Annotated in this window: 14 protein-coding genes and 1 riboswitch; of the genes, 10 read left to right on the top strand and 4 right to left on the bottom strand. The window is 71.3% G+C overall.

The features are described 5' to 3' along the window. Window positions 1-233 precede the first annotated feature (233 nt). On the top strand, window positions 234-1,226 hold the full coding sequence (locus ACGFNH_RS16955) for a trypsin-like serine peptidase (protein WP_393654505.1): 993 nt from the start codon (window positions 234-236) through the stop codon (window positions 1,224-1,226). A gap of 217 nt (window positions 1,227-1,443) precedes the next feature. Then, the gene (locus ACGFNH_RS16950; RefSeq protein WP_393654330.1) at window positions 1,444-1,578 is read left to right on the top strand and encodes a hypothetical protein; all 135 of its coding nucleotides are present in this window, start codon (window positions 1,444-1,446) and stop codon (window positions 1,576-1,578) included. A 293-nt stretch (window positions 1,579-1,871) separates the two neighbouring features. Here ACGFNH_RS16950 and ACGFNH_RS16945 read toward each other — a convergent pair whose 3' ends face one another. Then, window positions 1,872-2,399, bottom strand: a complete 528-nt coding sequence (locus tag ACGFNH_RS16945) for a hypothetical protein (protein WP_393654328.1) — start codon at window positions 2,397-2,399, stop codon at window positions 1,872-1,874. Between the two features lie 441 nt (window positions 2,400-2,840). On the opposite strand from ACGFNH_RS16945, the gene ACGFNH_RS16940 reads away from it, so the two are divergent. The 6 genes from ACGFNH_RS16940 to ACGFNH_RS16915 all read left to right on the top strand — a co-directional run bounded on the left by ACGFNH_RS16940 (window position 2,841) and on the right by ACGFNH_RS16915 (window position 10,212). Further along, window positions 2,841-3,311, top strand: coding sequence for a hypothetical protein (locus ACGFNH_RS16940; RefSeq protein ID WP_393654326.1), 471 nt, complete (start codon window positions 2,841-2,843; stop codon window positions 3,309-3,311). Window positions 3,312-3,506: 195 nt separating this feature from the next. Then, complete coding sequence (locus tag ACGFNH_RS16935) at window positions 3,507-5,099, top strand: GMC oxidoreductase (RefSeq protein ID WP_393654324.1); 1,593 nt, start codon at window positions 3,507-3,509, stop codon at window positions 5,097-5,099. Window positions 5,100-5,431: 332 nt separating this feature from the next. After that, window positions 5,432-6,226, top strand: coding sequence for an SDR family oxidoreductase (locus tag ACGFNH_RS16930; protein WP_393654503.1), 795 nt, complete (start codon window positions 5,432-5,434; stop codon window positions 6,224-6,226). A gap of 53 nt (window positions 6,227-6,279) precedes the next feature. Then, window positions 6,280-7,743: an NAD(P)/FAD-dependent oxidoreductase gene (locus tag ACGFNH_RS16925; protein WP_393654322.1), complete on the top strand. Its 1,464-nt coding sequence runs from the start codon at window positions 6,280-6,282 to the stop codon at window positions 7,741-7,743. 59 nt (window positions 7,744-7,802) lie between these two features. Then, the gene (locus ACGFNH_RS16920; protein WP_393654501.1) at window positions 7,803-9,194 is read left to right on the top strand and encodes a cytochrome ubiquinol oxidase subunit I; all 1,392 of its coding nucleotides are present in this window, start codon (window positions 7,803-7,805) and stop codon (window positions 9,192-9,194) included. Beyond that, a complete protein-coding gene (locus tag ACGFNH_RS16915; RefSeq protein ID WP_393654320.1) occupies window positions 9,187-10,212 on the top strand; it encodes a cytochrome d ubiquinol oxidase subunit II in 1,026 nt (341 codons plus the stop codon). Before ACGFNH_RS16920 ends, ACGFNH_RS16915 begins: the two co-directional genes overlap by 8 nt. Before the next feature lie 58 nt (window positions 10,213-10,270). Here ACGFNH_RS16915 and ACGFNH_RS16910 read toward each other — a convergent pair whose 3' ends face one another. Further along, a complete protein-coding gene (locus ACGFNH_RS16910; protein ID WP_393654318.1) occupies window positions 10,271-11,773 on the bottom strand; it encodes a DUF2252 domain-containing protein in 1,503 nt (500 codons plus the stop codon). A 200-nt stretch (window positions 11,774-11,973) separates the two neighbouring features. Next, on the bottom strand, window positions 11,974-12,507 hold the full coding sequence (locus ACGFNH_RS16905; RefSeq protein WP_393654499.1) for a histidine phosphatase family protein: 534 nt from the start codon (window positions 12,505-12,507) through the stop codon (window positions 11,974-11,976). Window positions 12,508-12,979: 472 nt separating this feature from the next. Next, a riboswitch (cobalamin riboswitch) is annotated at window positions 12,980-13,120 on the top strand. A 36-nt stretch (window positions 13,121-13,156) separates the two neighbouring features. Here ACGFNH_RS16905 and ACGFNH_RS16900 point away from each other — a divergent pair. Together ACGFNH_RS16900 and ACGFNH_RS16895 are read left to right on the top strand one after the other, a co-directional pair. After that, complete coding sequence (locus ACGFNH_RS16900; protein ID WP_393654316.1) at window positions 13,157-13,378, top strand: CbtB-domain containing protein; 222 nt, start codon at window positions 13,157-13,159, stop codon at window positions 13,376-13,378. A 16-nt stretch (window positions 13,379-13,394) separates the two neighbouring features. Then, window positions 13,395-14,183, top strand: coding sequence for a CbtA family protein (locus ACGFNH_RS16895; protein WP_393654314.1), 789 nt, complete (start codon window positions 13,395-13,397; stop codon window positions 14,181-14,183). A gap of 88 nt (window positions 14,184-14,271) precedes the next feature. On the opposite strand, the gene eccCb is transcribed toward ACGFNH_RS16895, so the two are convergent. After that, entirely contained in the window at window positions 14,272-18,675 is a 4,404-nt protein-coding gene (gene eccCb, locus ACGFNH_RS16890) for a type VII secretion protein EccCb (protein ID WP_393654312.1), read from the bottom strand. Window positions 18,676-18,764: the final 89 nt, after the last annotated feature.

The following is an 18,764-nucleotide window of genomic DNA, read 5'->3' as shown; positions in this document are numbered from 1 at the left end:
GCCCGCCGCCGGGCGACTCCGGCCTGCCGGGGAGACAGGTGAAGGGGCGTCATCTTTTTCGCCAATCTTGACATGAGCCTGTCCATTCCGCCGTATCTGCTGGCACTCTGCCTTGCGCGCACACCACACCCGCACCGCCTGCTCTGCTCGGGCAGCTCTCCCGGCGGCCCGGCCCCCACCGCCCGCGCGCCACACCGCGCGGCCGTCGCAGAAGGAGTACGCGAGTGAGACGTATGCCTCGATCCGTCCTCGGCGCCCTGATCGCCGTGGGCGCCCTGCTCACCACCGGGACCATGGCCGGACCCGCGGGCGCGGCGATCCCCGGCCCCGACCGCGTACCGTCCACCGTCCACACCGCCGCGGACACCGCGGCCGCGCAGAAGCGGGTCCAGGAGTTCTGGACCGCGGAGCGGATGCGGAAGGCCGAGCCGCTCGACCTGCTCTCCGTCAGCCGCGAGGACCTGGGCGGCCTCTCGGCCGACGTACCCACCGGGAAGGCGAAGACCGTATCGCCCGTCCGGCCGTCCGGTGCGAGCACGATGGCGTTCCCCGAGGGCGGCGGCCCCTGGACCGGCGGCGGCAAGGTCGTCACCACAGCGGGCCGGGTGTTCTTCAGCTACCAGGGCCGTACGGCCTCCTGCTCCGGTAACGCCGTGACCAGCACCAATGGCTCCACCGTCCTCACGGCGGGGCACTGCGTGAAGCTGCAGGGCGCCTGGCACACCAACTGGGTCTTCGTGCCCGGCTACCACGACGGCCAAGCCCCGTACGGCCGTTGGGCCGCGGCGAAGACGCTGTCCACGCCGCAGTGGACGGCCACCGAGGACATCAACTACGACGTCGGTGCGGCCGTCGTCAGCCCGCTGGAGGGCAAGAAGCTGAACGATGTGGTCGGCGGTCAGGGCGTGGCCTTCAACACCGGCTACAACCAGGACATGTACTCCTTCGGCTTCCCCGCCGCGGACCCGTACGACGGCGAGAAGTTCATCCACTGCAGCGGGAAGACCTTCAAGGACTTCCTGCTCTCCCAGGACCACGGCATCACCTGTGACATGACCGGCGGCTCGAGCGGCGGCCCGTGGTTCACCAAGTTCGACGAGAAGACGGGTACCGGCCTGCAGTCGTCGGTGAACAGCTTCAAGTACAACTTCATCACGACCTGGATGTTCGGCCCGGTCTTCGGCAACGACGCCAAGGACCTCTACGAGAAGGCACAGACCTCCTGACATCCCCGGCCCCTCGCCACGACGCTGCCGCCGTGCCCGCACGGCGGCAGCGTTCGTGAGGCAGCGTCACCGCAGGGCCCCCGAACAGCGGCCCATTTCCCTTGCACCACAAGGTCGTTGTGGTCCACGCACGGCGGACACGACCGTCGACGCCGAGCACTCGCGCACACTGCTCTCCGCCCTGGAGCGCCGGTGCCGGCCGGCCACCCTGGAGGAGGTGCCCGGGGCCGACCACGGGCACGTCGTCATGGCGCAGTACGACCCGGAGCTGCGCCGCTGCCGCCCCGCGACGGAGGAGCACGCGCTGCGCGCCGGAGAGACAACGGCCCAGGTCATCGTCCGTACGGCCTGATGACCCGCGGGCGGCCCGTACGTCCGTGGCTGCAGCACCCCGTCGCTACGGCTCAGGCCGGGCCGCCGGCGGCTTCTTCGTGCGCGAAGCCGAGGAGGGTCCCCGGTTGGCAGCCGAGCTGTCCGTGACATCCTCCGGGCCCTCGAACCGATCTTGCCCGCCGGGTGAGGTGTGGCCGCGGCGATGTCACCGAGGACGATCACGAAATGAATGACGTCGTCGGCAACACCACAGCGGTGTTGCCGACGACGCCATGCGCGGGCCGCTTTCGCGGCGTCGTCACAGCCCTCGGTTCAGCCGCGCTTGAGGTAGATGGTCACGCTGTCGGTTCCCGCGTTCGGGGTGTCCTTGCGGGTGACGATGAAGCCCTCGGCGCCGAGGAAACGCCCGGTGCCGCCGTTGATCACGGCGGTCCACGAACGCGGTCCGCTCGTGGCCGTCTGCTCGGTCAACGCCTGCGAGGTCAGCTCGCCCTTGTCCCCCAGGGACCAGGACTCCACACACTGCAGCGTCTGCGACTGGTCGTCGGCGTCGAGGAAGGAGCACTCGTTCCCGAATACCCCGACCGGGCGCCCGTCCTTCAGCAGAACACCGGTGGAGAGCACCTCGTCTCCCGCGCTCGGCCCCTCGGGCCCGGAGTCGTTGTAGTGGCTCGTCGTCCGTGTCGTCAGTTCGATCCGCTCGAACCCCTTCGGGCTTTCGGGCTGCCCGGACGGGGCGACCTGCACAGTCGGGTCGGGCTGCTCGATGGCCGCGGCCGGAGTGGCGAACCCCGTGACGCACAAGACCGCGCCCATGCCGAACAACAGAGACCTACGCATGTACCCTCCACGTGATTTTGACCTCCGATGCCGTTGTCATCGGAGGGGATGCCGGTGCACAAGCAACCATCGTTCGGGGTGGGGCGGGGCTCAACCTGAGCATGTCGTTCGGGTAACCCGGGCCGCACAAGGGCGTCCGGATTTGCCATTGGTGACGGTGCGCCAGCGAACACGGAGGACGCCCACGCCGTGTACGCCCAAACCGTCCACGCCCACACCGCCCACGCCCACACCGCCCACGCCGCGTACACGCCGCGTAAGCCCACGCCGCCGACGGCATGGCCGAGATCCTCCGGGCCATGGAGTGACCCGTCCGCGGGCTCCGTCCGGGCGGCGGTCGACGGCGGCTCCCGCGGTGGGGGAGCCTTGGGCCATGAGGAGCACACGCCGCTGCTCTTCCGCGCCCGCCAAGGGCCCCGGTTCTCCTGAACGGGGACTGACATGACCGCTGATTCCGGCAGGCCGGATGGGTTCGAGGCCGCCACCGGCGCTCAGGGGACCGTCGCCGCGGGGCCGGAGCGAGAGGCAGCGGTCCGGACCGCGTTCGAGGGACTCCTGCAGATCCGCCGCCTGATGAACACGGACTCCGTTGACCCCGAGGCGGCCCCCGCCGACTGGGAACGACACCGGCCCGTTCGCGCCGTGGCGCTGATCCTGGAGGCCGCCGGCGTTCCCCCTTCGGCGACCGACACGGAAGGAACACGCACGGCGACCGGATACCGCGTGACCGCGACCGGGCAGCACGGCACGGTGATGGTCGAGTGGGTGGGACCCATCGGCAGCGGTGCCGCATACGCGGCACGCGGGGCCCTGGCGGACTGCGCGGCCGCCCTGCGCAGACTCGGCTGGGAGGCGCTGGAAGTCCGCGGGCCGCGGAACCGCCGGCACCTCGAGGTGGAGCCGCTGCCGTGACGCCCCCGAGCAGCCGCGGCTGACGACGCCGTACGGGCCAGAAGCGGCAACAGCCCAGGTCATCGTGCGTACGGCGGAATCACCCGCGGTGGGCGAAGTGCGGGCGAGGGGGCCGGGCGCACCCTCTGGGCAGGGGCCTCACGGGCCATTGCGGTCCGCCCCGTCCACGTTTCCGGAAAGAGACAGGGGGATCCCGTGGCAGAGGACCGGACGTACGACGTCATCATCATCGGCACCGGTGCCGGCGGCGGCACCCTGGCGCACCGGCTGGCCGGTTCCGGGCGGCGGGTCCTGCTGCTCGAACGCGGCGGCTATCTGCCCCGCGAGCGCGACAACTGGGAGTCCACCGCCGTCTTCGTGCAGGGCAAGTACCGCGCCGAGGAGTTCTGGAAGGACCAGCACGGACGCACCTTCCCCCCGGAGCTCAACTACTACGTCGGCGGCAACACCAAGTTCTACGGCGCCGCTCTCTTCCGGCTGCGCCCGGAGGACTTCGGGGAGATCCGGCACCAGGACGGCATCTCCCCGGCCTGGCCCCTGCGGTACGAGGACCTCGAGCCGTACTACACCCAGGCCGAGCACCTCTACCTCGTGCACGGCCGGCACGGCGAGGACCCGACCTGCGGCCCGACCAGCGCGCAGTACGCCCATCCGCCGGTGCAGCACGAGGCACGGATCCAGCAGCTCAGCGACGATCTGGAGAAGCGCGGTCTGCACCCGTTCCATCTGCCGATCGGTGTGAACCTGACCCAGGACGAGCACGGGCGTGCCACCCGCAGCAGCGTCTGCATCCGCTGCGACCGTGTCGACGGCTTCCCGTGCCTGGTGGACGGCAAGTCCGACGCCCAAGTGATCTGTGTGGACCCGGCCCTGGAACACGACAACGTCGAAATGGTCACCCACGCCAGGGTGCAGCGGCTGGAGACCGATCCGACGGGACGTACGGTCACCGAGGTCGTCGCCACCGTCGGCGAACCCGGCGGCCCGACGTCGACGGCTCGCTACCGGGGCGACATCGTCGTGGTGGCGTGCGGTGCGCTCAACTCCGCGCTGCTGCTGCTCCGTTCGGCGGGCGAGAAGCATCCGAACGGGCTGGCCAACAGCTCGGACGTGGTGGGGCGTCACTACATGCGCCACAACAACCTCGCCCTCATGGCGGTGTCGAAGGAACCGAACGACACGAGGTTCCAGAAGACGCTCGCCATGAACGACTGGTACCTCGGCTCGGACGACTGGGAATACCCGCTGGGCGGCATCCAGATGCTCGGCAAGTCCGACGCCGAGCAGATCCACGGCGAGGCGCCGCGCTGGGCCGCCGCCCTCTCGCCGGACATGCCCTTCGAAGTGCTCGCCCATCACGCCGTCGACTTCTGGCTGTGCGGCGAGGACCTTCCGGCGCCCGAGAACCGGGTGACCCTGGAGAAGGACGGCGGTGTCCGCCTCGCGCTCGACGAGCAGAACAACACCGCCGGTGTCGAACGGCTGCAGCACAAGCTGGAGAAGATGCTCGGCCATCTGGGCATGCACGAGCACCGACTGCTGCCGCACAGCCTCTATCTGCACAAGGACATGCCGATCGGGGCCACCGCGCACCAGGCGGGGACCGTACGCTTCGGCACCGACCCGCGCAGCTCCGCGCTCGACGTCCACTGCAAGGCCCACGACCTCGACAACCTCTACGTGATCGACACCAGCTTCTTCCCGAGCATCGGCGCAGTGAATCCCTCGCTGACGGCGATGGCGAACGCCCTGAGGGTGGGTGACCACCTCATCGACCGCCTCGGGTGACCGCCCGCGGTGAGCGTGCTCCGGATGGCCGCCCCCTGCGACCGCCTCCGGCGACCCGGTGTGCTGACCGGCCTCCGGTGACCCAGTGCGGGTGCCCCAGTGCGGGTGCCCCGGCGCCGGGGACCGTCCTCACCGGGTTGGGCCGTTGGTTGGAGGCCGCTCGCCCAGGTGGGCGAATGGGGCCGCGCGCGCCGGGCCGTGGTCCCCGCCGCGCGCCGCCGCCCGTGGTTTCTTCACCGTGGACAGATGCGGCGAGACTCCGCTTTCCGCCGGTGAGGAGACACGAGTTGAGTACCAGCACGCGCGAGGCCCGTCCGCAGATCTCCACCAGCTTGCTGAAGGGGCAGAAGGCCCTGGTCACCGGTGCCAACTCCGGGATCGGCAAGGCCACCGCCATCGCGCTCGGGCACGCGGGCGCGGATGTCGTCGTCAACTACGTCGCCGACCGGGCCGCCGCGGACCTCGTCGTCAAGGAGATCGAGGGCTTCGGCGTACGGTCCTATGCCCATGAGGCGGATGTGTCCCAGGAGGACCAGGTCGTCTCGATGCTCGGGCGCATGGTCGAGGAACTCGGGACCATCGACATCCTCGTCGCCAACGCCGGGCTCCAGCGCGACGCCTCCCTCACCGACATGTCGATGGCGCAGTGGCAGAAGGTCATCGACGTCAATCTCACCGGCCAGTTCCTCTGCGCGCGGGAAGCGGTGAAGGAGTTCCAGCGGCGCGGTGTCGTCCCGGACGTATCCCGGTCCGCCGGGAAGATCGTCTGCATGAGCTCGGTGCACCAGATCATCCCCTGGGCAGGGCACGTGAACTACGCCTCGTCCAAGGGCGGGGTGCAGATGATGATGGAGACGCTGGCGCAGGAGCTGGCCCCGCACAAGATCCGTGTGAACGCGGTCGGGCCGGGCGCCATCAAGACCCCGATCAACCGCGACGCCTGGGAGACCGCGGCCGCCCAGGAGGATCTGCTGAAGCTCATCCCGTACGGCCGTGTCGGCGACCCCGACGACATCGCGAACGCCGTCGTCCTCCTCGCGTCCGATCTGCTCGACTACGTCGTCGGCACCACGCTCTTCGTGGACGGCGGCATGACCCTCTTCCCCGGCTTCGCGACCGGCGGCTGACGGGACGTCGTGACGACGACCGGCACGAGGGCGAGGACCGGCAGGAGGCCGCCGTGTTGCAGGATCATGTGACTCCCCGTCAAGTAGTGATCGTCGGGGGCGGTTTCGCGGGGCTGTTCGCTGCCAGAGCCTTCCGCAACTCACCGGTCGCCGTGACCCTCGTCGACCGCTGCGCCCACCATCTCTTCCAGCCGCTGCTCTACCAGTGCGCGTCCGGCATTCTCTCCGAGGGCCAGATCGCGCGTCCGCTGCGGGCGGTCCTCCGCGGCCACGACAACGTGCGCTGCCTGCAGGCCGAGGCCATCGGGGTGGACGTCCCCGGCCGCGTCGTGCACGCCGAGCGCCCCGACGGCGAACCGGTCACCCTCCCGTACGACGACCTCATCGTGGCCGCGGGCGTACGGCAGTCCTACTTCGGCCACGACGAATTCGCCCGGTACGCCCCCGGCATGAAGACCCTGGACGACGCCCTCGACATCCGCCGCCGCATCTACGGCGCCTTCGAACTGGCCGAGGCGAGCACGGATCCCGAGGAGCAGCGGCACTGGCTCACCTTCGCCCTCGTCGGGGCGGGACCGACCGGTGTCGAACTGGCCGGGCAGATCCGGGAGATCGCGACGCGCACCCTGGAGCGCGAGTTCTCCGCGATCGACTCCGGCCGCGCCCGGGTGCTGCTCTTCGAGGGCGGTGACGCGGCCCTCGGCTCGTTCGGGCCCAAGCTGTCCCAGCGGGCCGAGAGCACCCTGCGCCGGATCGGCGTCGAACTCCGTCTGAAGACCGTGGTCACGGACGTCGACGCCACAGGCCTGGTCGTACGCGGCCATGACGGCGCCACCGAGCGCATCGGCGCGGGAACGGTGCTGTGGACGGCGGGAGTTCAGGCGCCCACCCTCGCGGACGCGCTGGCGAAGGCAACGGGGGCGGAGCAGGACAGGGCCGGACGGATCGTCGTCGACCCGTATCTGACGATTCCCGGGCACTCCGAGATCCGCGTCGTCGGCGACATGATGAGCCGGGACAAGCTGCCGGGCCTGGCGGAGGTCGCCATGCAGTCGGGCTGGTACGCGGCCCGGCAGATCCGGCACAGCGTGGAACGCCGGACCAAGGCCCCCCGCCCGTTCCGCTACCGCGACTTCGGCAGCGCCGCGTACATCACCCGCGGCCGGGCGGTGGTCAGGGCCGGACGGATCCAGATGTCGGGGTTCCCCGGCTGGCTGATCTGGCTGTTCATCCACATCGCCTTCCTCACCGGCTTCCGCAGCAGGATCGGGGCCGTGCTCACCTGGCTGGTCGCCTTCTCCTCGGGCACCCGCCGCGAACGCGCCTTCATCTCGCGGCGCACCGACGGACGGCAGGACGCGGAGGAACGGCCCGGCGCGGAGGAACGTCCCGGTACGGGCGAACGGCCGGGCGACCGCACCCGGCCGGACGCGGGCGCACCACCGGGCGGCGAAGTACGGAACGAGGCCGCACCGCACGATGCCGCCGGGCGGCCCGATCCCGCGGGGCAGAGTTGAGCACCGCCGCCGCGCTGCTCGCCGCCACGCCCGAACAGCTGCTGCCCGCACGCGAGTTGATGGCGTTCACCCTCGCCACCCACATCATCCTGGTGCCCTTCGGCGTCGCACTGCCCTTCCTCACGCTGCTCATGCACTACCGCGCGCTGCGTCGCGGCGACGCCGTTGCCCTCCTGCTGGCGCGCCGCTGGTCCGCCGTCATGGCGGTCCAGTTCGCCGTGGGCATCGTGACGGGCACCGTGCTGTCCTTCGAATTCGGGCTGCTGTGGCCGGGCATGATGGGGCGCTGGGGCGATGTCTTCGGTATCGGATTCGGTGTCGAGGCGTGGGCGTTCTTCCTCGAGTCGATCCTGATCGCCATCTATCTCTACGGCTGGAAACGCCTGAAGCCCTGGACGCACTTCTGGCTGGCCATGCCGCTGCCCGCCGCCGCACTGATGGGCGCCTTCGGCGTCCTCGCCGCGAATTCCTGGATGAACACCCCCCGCGGCTTCACCCTCGACGCCTCCGGCCGCCCCGTCGACGTGGACCTCCGCAAGGCCGTGTTCACCCCGATGTTCGGGCCGCAGTACTGGCACTTCGTCGTCGCCATGCTCATCACGGCCGGATTCGTCGTCTCCGGCGTCTACGCGGTCGGATGGCTGCGCGGCCGCCGCGACCGCTACCACAGGCTCGGATTCACCCTGCCCTTCACCGTCGCAGCCGTCCTCGCCCCGGTCCAGTTCATGGTCGGCGACTCCATCGCCCGCTCGGTCTTCCACAAGCAGCCGGTCAAATTCGCCGCCGCCGAACTCGTCTGGAAGACAGATACCCATGTGCCCGAATATCTCTACGGCCGCATGCACCCCGACGGCAGCGTGACGGGTGGCATCAAGGTCCCGCAGCTCGACTCGATCCTCGCCGGATTCAGCCCCGACACCAGGGTCACCGGACTCAGCTCCGTCCCCGCAACCCATCGCCCGACGGCCACTCAGGCCACCATCGCGCACTGGGCGTTCGACACCATGGTGGTGATCGGCTCCCTCCTCGTCCTGCTCGCCCTCTGGTACGCCTGGTGCTGGTGGCGGAAGCGGGATCTACCCGTCTCCCGCTGGTTCTTCCGCAGCGCGGCATGCGCCGGAGTCGCCTCGGTCGTGGCCGTGGAGTGCGGATGGATCACCACCGAGGTCGCCCGCCAGCCCTGGATCGTCTACGAAGTCATGCGGGTCTCGGAGGCCGTCACCACCACCCGTGCCGACGCCCTGTGGGCGGCACTGGGCGTCGTCATCGTCGTCTACGTCGTCATCTTCGGCGCGTTCGTCGCGGTGCTGCGGAGGATGAGCGCGCGGTGGCGGATGGCGGACGAGGGCTTGGCCGCGGCCCGCCCGGTGGAGACCCCGGAGAGCGAGACCCCGTACGGACCCCGCCTCCCGGCGATGTCCGCCCCGCCCACGGGAGCGCGCCATGATTGACGACGTCGTCGCCTGGGTCCTGCTGGTCGCCGTGGCCGCGTACGTCTGCGGCGGCGGCACGGACTACGGCGCCGGGTTCTGGGACCTGCTCGCCGGGGGCGCGGACCGGGGCCGACGGCCGCGATGGCTGATCGACCACGCCATGGCACCCGTCTGGGAGGTCAACAACGTCTGGCTGATCTTCGTCTTCGTGCTCATGTGGACGGGGTTCCCGGTCTTCTACCAGACGGTCTTCTCGGCGATGTGGCTGCCGCTGGTGCTCGCCGCCGTCGGACTCGTGTTGCGTGGGGCCGGATTCGCCCTGCGCAAACCGACACGGAGGGTGGCCGGACGCCGCGTCTACGGCGCGATGTTCGCCGTCTCCTCCCTGCTCACCCCGTTCTTCCTGGGCGCCGCGGTGGGCGGTGTGGCCACCGGGCGGGTGGCGCCGGGCACCGAGGCGTCGGCCGACGCCTGGCACAACCCCACGTCCGTCATCGCCGGGCTGCTCGCCGTCGGGGCCAGCGCCTTCCTCGGCGCGGTGTTCCTGGCCGGTGACGCCCGGCGCTTCGGTGCCGCCGACCTCGTCGGCTACTTCCGGCTGCGGGCCCTCGCCGCCCTCGGAGCGCTTGCCGTCCTCGCCCTGATCGGCCTGCGCATCACCCGCGACGACGCGAGCTACGTCCACCACGGGCTCACCAGCGGGGCGGGGCTCGTCTTCGTCGTCCTCGCTGTGGTGTGCGCCCTGGCCACGGCCGGGCTGCTCGCCCGCGGCGTCACCGGCTGGTCCCGGGTCACGGCGGTCGGCGCGGTGGCGCTGACCGTGCTCGCCTGGGGGCTCGCCCAGCGCCCGTATCTGGTGCCGACCTCGCTGACCGTGGCCGAGGGAGCGGGCGCCGACACCACCCTGCGGTGGCTGCTGCTCGTCACGCTCGTGGCCGTCGTGCTCATCGGGCCGGCGCTGGTGGTGCTCTACCGGCTGGACGCGCGCGGCGATCTGCAGTCCCTCACCGACGAGGACCTGCAGCAGCAGACCTGACCTGCGGTCACGTGGCCCAACCATCCTGTATCCCGGGCCACTTGGGCGGCCATGCCGGTTACGCGGCTTCGGCCGAGAGCCGCCCGGCGTGCACCGCGTCGACCAGTGCCCGGTGGTCGCGCTCGTTCTGGTCCGCGTAGCTCTCGGCGAAGCGCACCATGGCCCGGTCGAAAGCATCGCCGCGGCCCAGATAGCCCGCGATCGCGATGCGGTCGCCGGACCGGGCGTGGGCGCGGGCCAGGGTGGCGCCGCACAGCTCGGCGAACCGGCTCATCGCGTACGGCTCCATGGTCTGCGGCTCGGCGATGCCCTTCCAGTCGCGCAACTGCCGGATGTAGAAGTCGCGTTTCCTGCCGTCGATGCCGATCGCACGCTCCCAGCCGAGGAAGATGTCGCTGGCGGCCTGCATCATCCGCTGCCCGGTGACCACCCGCTGCCCCTGGTTGGTGTACCGGCTCGCGCCCGCGTACGGGGCGAGGACCGAGGTGTCCGCCTCCTTGGCCTGCAGCAGCAGCGGGTCCTCGTCGTCCTTGCCGAGCAGCAGGACGACCCAGCAGCGGGTGCCGACGCTGCCGACCCCGACGACCTTGCGGGCCACGTCCGCGACCCGGTACTGCTCCAGCAGATGCCGGTGGTCGGCGCGGAGACTGTGGCTGTACCGCTCGATGAGTTCGCGGATCGCGTGCTCGAGCTGGTGGCGCTGCACATCCGGCAGCAGATCGGTGAGCGGCACGATCAGCGGAGGGTCGGGCGCGATCCGGACCTCGCCGTCGACGTCCTCCGTCAGCTTGCCGAAGGCCTGGAGGGTGTCGTGGGAGCGGGCCTTGTCCAGGGCGCGCGACAGGCGCTTGCGGTGGGGCTTGTCGAGCTGTTCGGCGACCACGGCCTGGATTTCGTCCATGTCGAGGCTCGCGTACCAGACATCGATGTTGCGCATGCCGGCGTAGAGGCGCATCTGTTCGCGGTATCTGCGGGCGGCGGTCAGGACGACCGTGGAGCGTTCGGCGTCGGAGAAGCCGTTCTCCCGCCCGGCGATGACCAGGCTCGCGGCCAGCCGTTTGAGGTCCCACTCCCACGGGCCGGGCAGCGTCTCGTCGAAGTCGTTGATGTCGAACATCAAGTGCCGCTCGGGGGAGGCGAGGAGGCGGAAGTTCAGCAGATGCGCGTCCCCGCACAGCTGCGCCGTCAGTCCGCTCCGCGGTGTCGTGGCCAGATCGGCGGCCATGATCGCGGCGGCCCCGCGGTAGAAGCGGAACGGCGACTCCAGCATCCGGCCGTAGCGGATCGGCACCAGATCCGCGAGACGGGACGCCGACTGGCTCTCGATGATTTCCAGCGGGTCCGGCCGGTCCGGCGACGGCTCGAACTCGCCGTGGGCGCTGCGGGGTACGGCGGTGCGCGCCGCCTTCCCGCGTGCGGCGCGCTCCTGCGGCGTCGGCGGGGGTCCGGGACTCCGCTCGGAACGGGCCGCCTGGGAGGAGCGCAGGGACGGGGCGGGGCGCAGCGGGGCGTACCCGGAGCCCGTGCGACGCTTACCCGCGTCAGTTCCTTGACCGGCCATGACTCGCTCCTCGGGGCTCGAGAACCCGGCCGTCGTCGGGCGTGCCGACCGGCGGTCTTCGACCACTTCACGGTGGCACACGTCCGCGGCGACCGCATGGCGCCCTCACTCTGTGTGCTGGTGCGGTGACGGAAGAAGGGAGTATGCCCAGTCGCAGTCGCAGTCGCAGTCGCAGTCGCGGTCGCAGTCGCGGTCGCGTCTTATGGGTGGAGGGCGCCGGCGCGTACGTTCCACCGGCCTCCCTTCCCGACGAGATGCGTGACGGACAGCGGCGGCACGTCGATGCGCCAGAACGCCTCCGCCGGTGCGGACAGGGCGTGCAGCACCGCCATGCGCACCACTCCCGGCTCGACCACGGCGACCGCCCGGGCGCGACGGGCATCCATATCGCCCTCCATCCGGGCGGATGCAGCGAGGGCCTGTGTCCGGTCGAGCCACGCCGCGATGCGGGTGGCGAAGTCGAGGCGGGACTCGCCCCCCGGGGGCATGGCGGACGGGTCCTGGCACCAGGTGGAGAACGCGTGGTGCTCGTGCTGCGCGACGTCGGGCAGGGTGCGGCCCCGCCATGCGCCCATGTCGCAGTCGCGCAGGGCGGGTTCGTCACGGGCCTGACACAGCCCGAGGGCGTCGGCGGTCTGGTGGCAGCGCGGCGACGGCCCGCAGAACTGGCGCCAGTTCTGCGCGTGCAGGCTCGCGGCGGCTGCACGCGCCGCCGTGAGCCCGCGGTCGTCCAGCGCGCTGCCGTCGTCGAACCGCGTATCGCCGAGGGCGTCGCTCGTCGCGGGGGAGATCAGGGTCAGTCGGAGGGTGATGGGAGTGTCCTTTCGCGGGGGACATCGCCCCGCGGTGACGCGTACGTACGAGGGACACGGTGTCCGGGGGCGGGGTGCGCCGCGATGCTAGTGAATCGCCGTGCCGACGTCACCGTCCGCGGCGGTGCCGGGGGGCGGCCGGGGACCTGTGGCTCCTATGCCGCGATGGTGGCGACGACGTCGGTCCTGCGGAGAGATCCCGGAGCGCCGGCCCTGCCGCCGAGCGCCGGCCCTGCCCCCGAGCGCTTGCCCTACCCGGAGGAGCGCCCGGTCGGGGAGCGTCGGCCTGTACGTGGGGGCGCCGGACGGGAGTGTCCGCCCCTGCCCCGGGGGTCCGGCCGGGGACCGTTGGCCCATGGCCGGTATTGGCCGGCAGAACAGGTGGCTGTACCGTCTGGTCCGAAAGGACGACGGTGCGTACGGAAGTCCGGTGCAAATCCGGCACGGTCGCGCCACTGTGTACCGAGCGGCAGCAGCTCTTCGAGAGGCGGTCGCCGGTGAGTCAGACCCACGGGCCGTCGTCGCGTGCTCCACACAATGACGGGACGCGTGTTCCCGAGGAGGTCTCGCCATGGCCCAGTCCGCCGTTGCCCCCGTACCGCTTTCGCCGCCCGGCGTAGCGCCGCTGCCGATCCGGGCGATCCTGCCCTGGGCCGCGTTCGTCGGCATTCTGATGCTCGTCCTGCTGTACTTCGTCGGTGCCGAGCAGGGAGTCTTCGCGGTGTTCTCCGGCGAGGGCGTCCATGAATGGGTCCACGACGGCCGGCACCTGCTCGGCTTCCCCTGCCACTGAGTGGGGTAGCGCACACATGAACTCGGTCACCATCCGCACCCTGTTGGTGCGCGGCATGCTCGCGGGCGTCATCGCCGGCATTCCGGCCTTCGCGCTCGCGTATCTCATCGGCGAACCCTCCGTGGACGCCGCCATTGCCTTCGAGGAGTCCCACTCCCACGAGCACGGCGGCGCCGAACTGGTCACCCGTTCCGTCCAGGCGACCGCGGGCCTGGCCACGGGCACCCTGGTCTTCGGCATCGCCGTCGGCGGCATCGCCGCGCTGGCGTTCTGCTTCGCCCTGGGGCGCATCGGGCGCTTCGGTCCGCGGGCGACGGCGGCGCTCGTTGCGGGAGGGGCGTTCGTCACCACCTGCCTGGTGCCGTTCCTGAAGTACCCGGCGAATCCGCCGGCTTCGACCGACGCCGAGACGCTGAACCAGCGCACCGCGCTGTTCTTCCTGATGATCGCGCTCACCGTGCTGCTGGGTGTCGGCGCCATCATCCTCGGACGGCGGCTTGCTCCGCGCCTCGGCAACTGGAACGCCTCGGTCACCGCCTGCGCGGCCTTCGTGGGGACGGTCGCCCTCGCGATGGTGTTCCTGCCCGTGGTCGACGAGACACCCGCCGACTTCCCGGCCACCGTGCTGTGGGAGTTCCGGATGGCGGCCTTCGCCATCCAGGCGATGCTGTGGGCCGGATTCGGCCTGCTCTTCGGGTACTTGGCGGAGCGGGCTCTTCTGCCGCGCCGGGAGCACTCCGAGCGTACGGAGAGCGGGGCCGAGGACGGAGTGAAGCAGGAGTCGGCCGCCTCGACCGCGAGCTGAGCGTACGGAGCCGCACCGAACCGTAGGGAAGGCGAGGGGCCCGCCGGGGGCGCGACCGGCGGGCCCTCGGCTGTTCGGGGGTCCACCCCTACGTGGTCTCCTCCGGCATCAGCAGCGCCGTCTGGATCAGACGGCTTCCCGCCCGCCGGTCCACGAACTGCCCCCGGCCCGGCGGCAGCTGACGCGCCCGTGCACCGAACAGCTCGCCCTCCTCCTTGGTGCCGGACATGATGAGCGCCGGGGTGCCCATCTCCCGCAGGCGCTGCAGGAGCGGGTGGAACATCGAACGTCCCGCGCCGGCGAACGAGCGGGCCAGGATGAGATGGAAACCGATGTCTCGCGCCATGGGCAGCAGTTCGATCAGGGGGTGCAGCGGGTCCCCCGAGGGCGTGGTGACCAGGTCGAAGTCGTCGACGAGGAGATAGAGGTCGGGCCCGGTCCACCAGCTGCGCGACCGGAGCTGTTCCGGTGTCACATCCGGCCCCGGGAGGCGTCGTTGGAGCGCCTGGACCACATCGTCGATGTCGCGGCGCAGCGCCGACGCGGACGCGATGTAGGAGATGCGGTGCTCGGTGACGGCGGTGTCGAGCAGCGAGCGGCGGTAGTCGACGACCATGAGCCGGGCCTTCTCCGGCGGGAGCGAGGCGACCAGCCCCTCGGCGATCACGCGCAGGAGATTGGACTTGCCGCACTCGCTGTCCCCGAAGACCACGAAGTGCGGGTCCTTGGCGAAGTCGAGCTGAACCGGGGCCAGTGACTGCTCGTCGGTGCCGATGGAGATCCGGTCGCCGGAGGGCGCGGGGAGCCGGTCCAGGGGCAGCACATCGGGCAGCAGCCGTACGGGCGGTGCGGGACGGCCGGGCCAGGAGCCGGCGACCTCCGTGACGAGCTCCTCGACGGCCGCGGCCAGCCCCTCGGCCGCCGGTCCGCCGTCGATCCTCGGCAGCGCCCCCAGGAAGTGCGCGCCGTCCGGGGCCAGTCCGTGCCCCGGCTGCCCCTCGGGCACGGCGGCCGCGGCGCGCCGGTCGATGAAGGAGTCCAGCGGGTCGCCGAGGCGGAGTTCCAGCCGTACGGGGAACAGGTCCTGGGCGGCCGGCCTGATCTGCACCCAGCGTGTCGCGGTGACGACGACATGGATGCCGTGGACGTGCCCGCGCGCCGCCAGGTCGATGACCGCCGGCTCCAGCTCCTCGTATGTCTCCCGCAGGACCGCCCAGTTGTCGACGACGAGGAAGACATCGCCGTACGAGTCGCCGGGCCGGTCGCCCGGGTCGTCGGATGTGCGCCGCCGGCGCCAGGGGGCGTGGCCGTCCGTGCCGAGCTCGGCCGCCTCCTGCTGCCGCCGGTCCAGCAGGGCGGTCATCTCGGCGACGGTCCTGCGCACCTGGTCGGGCTGGAGGCGGGAGGCGACACCGCCGACGTGCGGCAGGCCGCTCAGGCTCTGCAGCCCTCCGCCGCCGAAATCGAGGCAGTAGAACTGCACATCACGCGGCGTGTGGGTGAGGGCCAGCGAGCAGATGAGGGCGCGCAGAAGGGTCGACTTGCCGCTCAACGGGCCGCCGACGACGGCAAGATGCCCGGTCCTCTCCGTGAAGTCCACGTACAGCACATCGCGGCGCTGGTGGAACGGACGGTCGACCACCCCGGCCACGGCGCGCAGATGACCGGGGGAGTGGGGCACCAGGGGACCGCCGCGCTCCGAGGGCGGGCGGTGGACCGGAAGCAGCCGGTCGAGCGTCGGCGGGGCGTCCAGCGGTGGCAGCAGGACCTGATGGGCCATCGGACCGTGGCCCGCGAGCCGGTCGATGACGGCGTCGTAGAGCGACTTCTCGCTCCCCGGACGGACGGGACCGGAGACGTACGGGGCCTGAAAGCGTGTCATGTTGTCGACGCCGACCTTGAGATAGCCCCCGCCCGGCTGGGCGGGCAGCGTATACGCGTCGGGGGTGCCGATGGCCGCCCGCGATCCGGCGGCCGAGCCCGTGCGCAGCGCGATCCGGTACGACAGATACGTGTCCAGACCGCGCAGCACCTGCTCCTCGATGCGCTGTGCGGAGAGCAGGAGATGGATGCCGAGCGAGCGGCCGACCCGGCCGATCGCGATGAAGACCTCATGGAACTCCGGGCGGGCCGCCAGGAGTTCGGCGAATTCGTCGACGACGACGAACAGCGCCGGCAGCGGCTCCAGGGCCGCCCCGGCGGCGCGGGCCTTCTCGTAGTCGCTGCGCGAGGCGTAGTTTCCCGCGTTCCGCAACACCTCCTGACGGCGCTGCAGTTCTCCGGACAGGGCCGCCGACAGGCGCTCGGTGAGGGAGAGTTCGGACTCCAGGTTGGTGACGATCGCCGTCACGTGGTGCAGGCGGTCGAGCCCCGAGAACGTCGCGGCGCCCTTGAAGTCGATCAGTACGAAGTTGACGTCCTCGGGCGAATGCTGCGCGGCAAGTCCGAGGACGAGGGCGCGCAGCAGCTCGGACTTGCCGGCGCCGGTAGCTCCCAGGAGCAGCCCGTGCGGGCCCCAGCCGCCGTCCGCCGCGGCCTTGGCGTCCAGGACGACGCGCTTGCCTGTCGGATCGACCCCGAGGGGCGCGGTCAGTTGGCGCGCCGGCGGGCGGGGGGCCCAGGCACCGGCAGGCATGCCGTACCTCTGCGAGTCCACGAAGACCGTGTCGGCGTTCATCGGGTCCACGTCCAGCAGGTCCACGAAGTCGGGTCCGCTGCTGGTGGGCGCCGGGCTTGTGTCCAGCGGCGCGGCCCGCGGCCGGGTCCAGGACTCGGACACCCGCCCGACGAGACGGTCCAGCCCGGTGGCCTCGTCGTCGAACGCCGTCGCGCCCGCGGCCACGGCCGGGCTCGCGCCCTGCGCCGGTCCGGGTTCTTCGTCCGTCTGCGGGTCGGCCAGGGTCGGCAGCGCGATGCGGACGTACCGCCGGCCCCGCGTCAGACCGAACCCGGGCCCGCCCGGCGGGATGCCGCCGGCGAGTTCCGCGTCGATGCGCGACTCCTGGGGGTCGGCGAGCGCCACCTCGATCCAGGTGCTCAGGTGCAGGGCGAGGTCCTCGGGGAAGTCCTGCCAGCGGTCGGCCGAGACCGCGAGATGCACCCCGTAGTACGCGCCCTGCTGGGCCACGCGCAGCACCTGGCGGGCGAGTTCGGGATACCGGGTCTCGAAGTCCCGCCAGGAGTCGATGAGAAGGAAGATCTCCCCGTTCCGCTCCTCCGGCATCTCGCCCCGCATCCGCCGCGCGCGGAACCGGCGGGGTGAACGGATGCGCAGCGCCGCGCAGAGCTGCTCGCGCCGGTCGAGCGTCGCCATGACCCCCTCGACCAGCTCGCGGACCTCCCCGCCCTCCGCGTAGTCGGCGACCTTGCCCAAGTGCGGGAGGCCGGTCAGGCGCGCCAGGCCGTCCGGCTCCCCGTGCAGCGCGTAGATCTGCATCTCCTCGGGCGAGTGGGTGAGCGCCAGCGAGCAGGCCAGGGTCCGCAGGACGGAGGTCTTGCCGCTCCACATCCCGCCGACGACGCCCACATGCGCCGCGCCTCCCGACAGGTCCACGGTGAGCGTCTCCTGCAGTCCCTGCGCAGGGTCGTACATACGGCCGATCGGCACGGCGAACGAGCCGTTGGGCGGCCAGTCGGGCGCGCACAGGCCGCGCTCCTCGGTCGGAACGAGTGCGGGGAGCAACTCCCCGAGCGGCAGCCCGTCCACGGTGAACGGGTCGGCGTCCGTACCCGCCCCGCGGTGCCACAGCGCGGCCTTGGCGACGGGGATGTTGCCCTGCACGCCGGAGGTGAACTCCGTCGGCGTCTGCGGGACACCGGTCTCCCGCACATGGGCCTGGATGTACGCGAACAGCTCGTGCGCGGTGATCACACCGTCGTTGTCCGCATCCGCCCGGCCGGTGCTCAGGCCGTCCACGACCGCTTCGGTGAAGACCGAGCGGAACGGGCCGGAACGGTGCTTCATCTGCTCGCCCTCGTAGGCGAATTCGAGCACGTCCGAGGCCGCCATCACGTACGTGCCCTTGCCCGCGGCCTGCGCGGTCAGCTCCTCGGACTCCGCCGCGAACGGCTCCATGCCCTGCACGAACGCGCCGCCGTAGCAGCAGTCCAGCAGCAGGATCTTGCCGGAGGCGCGGCAGCGGCTCATCTGCTCCTCGACGAACCGGGCGGATACCGCTGTCGAGTCCGGCAGTTCGCGGCGGGTCCGCACGGTGGTGAAGAACAGCCGCCCGTGCTTGTCGCGGATGCCGTGACTGGAGAGGTAGAGCAGCAGGGTGTCGGAGGCGGCGCGGTTCCGGAAGAACTCCTCGACGTGCTCCTCGACCGAGGCCTTGGACTCGTTCACGAGCATGGTGACGCGGTCGAAGTAGCCGATCGACGGGTCGTCGAGGAGCGCTCCGAGGCGGCGGGCGTCCTGGGCGGGGGAGCGGAGGAGCCGCAGGCCCGGGTCGACGTATTCGGTCGTCGCGACCAGCAGCGCGGCCCGGGTCACGCGCCGCTCCGGTCGCCGCGTCCGCGGGGCCGGGCGCGGTGCGGTGTGCAGTGGTGCGGCGTGCACATGTCCTGAGCGGGAGGATCCTG

Source organism: Streptomyces sp. NPDC048639 (assembly GCF_043199075.1).
Classification (GTDB): domain Bacteria; phylum Actinomycetota; class Actinomycetes; order Streptomycetales; family Streptomycetaceae; genus Streptomyces.
This window is presented reverse-complemented; position numbering and strand designations above follow the sequence as displayed.

Bases quoted from the DNA above. Each gene is read 5' to 3' on its own strand.
- ACGFNH_RS16955 (WP_393654505.1), top strand. From the start codon at position 234: ATGCCTCGATCCGTCCTCGGCGCCCTGATCGCCGTGGGCGCCCTGCTC.
- ACGFNH_RS16945 (WP_393654328.1), bottom strand. From the start codon at position 2,399: ATGCGTAGGTCTCTGTTGTTCGGCATGGGCGCGGTCTTGTGCGTCACG.
- ACGFNH_RS16940 (WP_393654326.1), top strand. From the start codon at position 2,841: ATGACCGCTGATTCCGGCAGGCCGGATGGGTTCGAGGCCGCCACCGGC.
- ACGFNH_RS16920 (WP_393654501.1), top strand. From the start codon at position 7,803: ATGGCGTTCACCCTCGCCACCCACATCATCCTGGTGCCCTTCGGCGTC.
- ACGFNH_RS16915 (WP_393654320.1), top strand. From the start codon at position 9,187: ATGATTGACGACGTCGTCGCCTGGGTCCTGCTGGTCGCCGTGGCCGCG.
- ACGFNH_RS16910 (WP_393654318.1), bottom strand. From the start codon at position 11,773: ATGGCCGGTCAAGGAACTGACGCGGGTAAGCGTCGCACGGGCTCCGGG.
- ACGFNH_RS16900 (WP_393654316.1), top strand. From the start codon at position 13,157: ATGGCCCAGTCCGCCGTTGCCCCCGTACCGCTTTCGCCGCCCGGCGTA.
- ACGFNH_RS16895 (WP_393654314.1), top strand. From the start codon at position 13,395: ATGAACTCGGTCACCATCCGCACCCTGTTGGTGCGCGGCATGCTCGCG.